The following is a 2,851-nucleotide window of genomic DNA, read 5'->3' as shown; positions in this document are numbered from 1 at the left end:
AAATCATGCGATTGCATGCTCCGGCTCGGCCAACATGCCGCCACCTCCACGCCCGGGCGGCACCGTTGCAAAGGCCGGGATTGGCGGCGGATCATCGTCGTCATCTCGCCAGGGGTGCCGCATCCAACCGAGACGGCTCTTCCTGCGGCGCCGGTCGAAAGACAGGCTGACGGCTGACGGCAACATTGAAAAACGCGGTTCCCGCCCGGATTCGTCCAGGAGGTGGAGCGCGCGGAGTATGTCACTGACTTCAACGATGGCGCCGTTGTCCAATTGCCGCAACGCGGGATTGTCAGGAACCGCATGAACGTCGGAAGCCCAGAAAGCGAGCAAAGCCCGCTTTGCACCGATCGTCATCGTCTCCTCGTTCAGCACATCATCCGGCGTCCGCAACTCAGCGGATTCCGCGGCAAGATATTTCGGTTCAGGTTGGTGAAAACTGTAGGCTTCGGTTCTCATCTCCATTCTCCGCGAACTGTGCCTCCCGGCCGAACCGGGAGGCGGACCGTAGATCCAGGTTCCAGGAATCAGGCGACCTCGCGCTGGGGCTCCGCATCCGAATCGATCAACTGCTTCTTGCCGGGTTGCTCGAGCGAAACCGCTTTGGCTTCGGACCCTATCTCAATGCGCCGAGGCTTGAGTTCCTCGGGCACTTCGCGGATCAGGTCCACCGACAGCAAGCCATTCTCGAGGTTGGCCGCCTTGACCTTTACATGGTCGGCAAGTTTGAACACCTGCTTGAAGTTGCCCGTCGCCAAGCCGCGATGAAGGACCTCCCGATTTTCCTGGTCGGGTTTCCTTTGGCCGATGACAGACAATTCGGGGCCGTTTTGCATGAGTTCGACCTCATCGAGAGCGAAGCCGGCGATAGCCATCGTAATGCGATAGTCGTTCTCGCCAATCTTCTCGATATTGTAGGGAGGCCAGTCAGAGCGCACGCTTTTTTCGAGCATATCGAAGAGACGGTCGAAGCCGACCGTTGTGCGGTAAAGAGGGGTATAATCAGAACTTCTCATAGCCATATCCTCCGTGAAGCAACATGGGTTACGAGGCTGTCGCAGCGCCGCTGCGACGCCAGTATGTCGAGCCGAAGCCTCGACGGAAAACGATCTGGTAATCGTGTTTTTTTCCTTCAAGAGGGACGTCAAAAATATTTTTGGCCGGCAGGCAGGTGCCCAAGGCGCTGCCTTGCGTGCTGCTGGCCACTGCGCGATGTTGACGCCAGGGGTGGAGCGAATCATGCGAAAAATTTTGATGTCCGGACTGCTGCTCGCGGTGGCCTTTTCCGCGAACCCGGCCCGCGCGCTGGACAGCAGCGGCACGCCTGTCGTCGTGACACCTCTTGCGTCGCGCACGACGACCGCGTCCGGCCAACCGATCACGTTGCCGCAGAAGAGCGTGCAGGTGCTGGTCTCGACCTACGACATCGCGTCGGGCGCGACCTTGCCGGTCCACAGGCACCCCTTTCCGCGCTACGCCTATGTCCAGGCCGGCACGCTGAAGGTCACCAATGTCGAGACCGGCATCAGCAACACCTACAAGGCTGGCGATTTCATCATCGAAATGATCGGCCAGTGGCATCAGGCCACCAATATCGGGGATGTCGAGGTGAAGCTTCTTGTGATCGATCAGGTCGAGCAAGGCGCGAAGAATACGGAATTGCGCCAATAACCGCTAAGTCCGTGCCCGAAGGCGGAAGGCTGTTCGCGCTTTCGCTGCGACCGGCCCGGTGCTAGGGCTGGCGGGAAATCATGGACTGGATCGCCCCTTGACCAAAGCTCTCCGCCTTCCGCTGATCGAAATCTGTGTCGAAGGCATTGACGGCCTTCTCGCGGCGCAAGCCGCCGGCGCCGACCGGGTCGAACTATGCGCCAGCCTCATCGAAGGCGGTATCACGCCGAGCCTCGGCACGGTCCGCGCCGCCCTCGAGCAGGCAAGTGTGCCGTTTCACGTCATGGTGCGGCCACGCGGCGGCGATTTTCTCTACAGTGAGACCGAATATGCCTCGATGCTGGCCGATGTCTCGGCATTGCGCGAACTCGGCGTGCCCGGCGTGGTGTTTGGCTGCCTGAACGCCGATGGCACCATGGACGAGGCGCGCATGAGCGAACTGACGCAGGCGGCCGGCCCCTTGAACGTCACCTGTCATCGCGCCTTCGACATGACGCGCGACCCGGCCGAGGCGCTCGAATCGCTGATCCGCAGCAAGGTCGGCCGCGTGCTGACCAGCGGCCAGCGTGACACTGCTATCGAAGGCTTGCCGCTGTTGGCGGATCTGGTGCGGCAGGCCGGCGAGCGCATCGTCATCCTCGGCTGCGGCGGACTGGATTTGCACAACATTGCCGAAGTGCGCAGCAAAACCGGCCTGTCCGAAATGCATTTTGCCGCCCTCAAGGATGTGCCGAGTGCCATGGACTACCGCAATCCCCATGTCGGCATGGGTGGTTCCGATCTCGATCGCGAATACCGCAACACGCTCACCGACACATCACTGGTGGCGGCAACGATCGCGGCAGCCAAGGCATGACCTCGACCCCTGCCCCGATAGCCCGTGTATCGGCCGCAGACGAAGCGGCGATCCTGGCGCTCAACAACGAGCATGCCGCAGAACTGTCGTGGCTGGAGGCTGAGCGGCTGTCCTTCCTGCTTGGCGAAGCGTTTTACACCAGGCGCATCGGCGATCTCGAAGCCTTCATCATGACCTTCGACCAGGACGCCCGCTACGACAGCCCGAATTTCCTCTGGTTTCGCGAACGCTACGAGCGCTTCGTCTATGTCGACCGGGTTGTCGTGGCGGGCGTCCTGGTCGAAGGTCATGATGAAGGCTTCGAGATCGCCGATGCGCCTGGTG

At 61.2% G+C, this 2,851-nt stretch carries 4 protein-coding genes and 1 pseudogene; 3 read left to right on the top strand and 2 right to left on the bottom strand.

Annotated features, from left to right (window positions below; genetic code table 11):
- Positions 1-3: 3 nt before the first annotated feature.
- Entirely contained in the window at positions 4-459 is a 456-nt protein-coding gene (locus tag EN893_RS27155; protein WP_127268339.1) for a hypothetical protein, read from the bottom strand.
- A gap of 68 nt (positions 460-527) precedes the next feature.
- Positions 528-1,016, bottom strand: a complete 489-nt coding sequence (locus tag EN893_RS27150; protein WP_127268343.1) for an Hsp20 family protein — start codon at positions 1,014-1,016, stop codon at positions 528-530.
- 223 nt (positions 1,017-1,239) lie between these two features.
- On the opposite strand from EN893_RS27150, the gene EN893_RS27145 reads away from it, so the two are divergent.
- The 3 genes and pseudogenes from EN893_RS27145 to EN893_RS27135 form a co-directional block, all read left to right on the top strand.
- Entirely contained in the window at positions 1,240-1,671 is a 432-nt protein-coding gene (locus EN893_RS27145; protein WP_127268342.1) for a cupin domain-containing protein, read from the top strand.
- A gap of 97 nt (positions 1,672-1,768) precedes the next feature.
- Positions 1,769-2,527, top strand: a complete 759-nt coding sequence (locus EN893_RS27140; RefSeq protein WP_236383344.1) for a copper homeostasis protein CutC — start codon at positions 1,769-1,771, stop codon at positions 2,525-2,527.
- Positions 2,524-2,851, top strand: a pseudogene (locus EN893_RS27135) (hypothetical protein); the annotation flags it as partial. The gene EN893_RS27140 and the pseudogene EN893_RS27135, both read left to right, overlap by 4 nt.

Source organism: Mesorhizobium sp. M7A.F.Ca.CA.004.04.2.1 (assembly GCF_004022825.1).
GTDB lineage: Bacteria > Pseudomonadota > Alphaproteobacteria > Rhizobiales > Rhizobiaceae > Mesorhizobium.
The sequence above is the reverse complement of the archived record's forward strand: the minus strand, read 5'-3'. Positions and strand labels throughout refer to the sequence as shown.

Bases quoted from the DNA above. Each gene is read 5' to 3' on its own strand.
- EN893_RS27155 (WP_127268339.1), bottom strand. From the start codon at position 459: ATGAGAACCGAAGCCTACAGTTTTCACCAACCTGAACCGAAATATCTT.
- EN893_RS27150 (WP_127268343.1), bottom strand. From the start codon at position 1,016: ATGAGAAGTTCTGATTATACCCCTCTTTACCGCACAACGGTCGGCTTC.
- EN893_RS27145 (WP_127268342.1), top strand. From the start codon at position 1,240: ATGCGAAAAATTTTGATGTCCGGACTGCTGCTCGCGGTGGCCTTTTCC.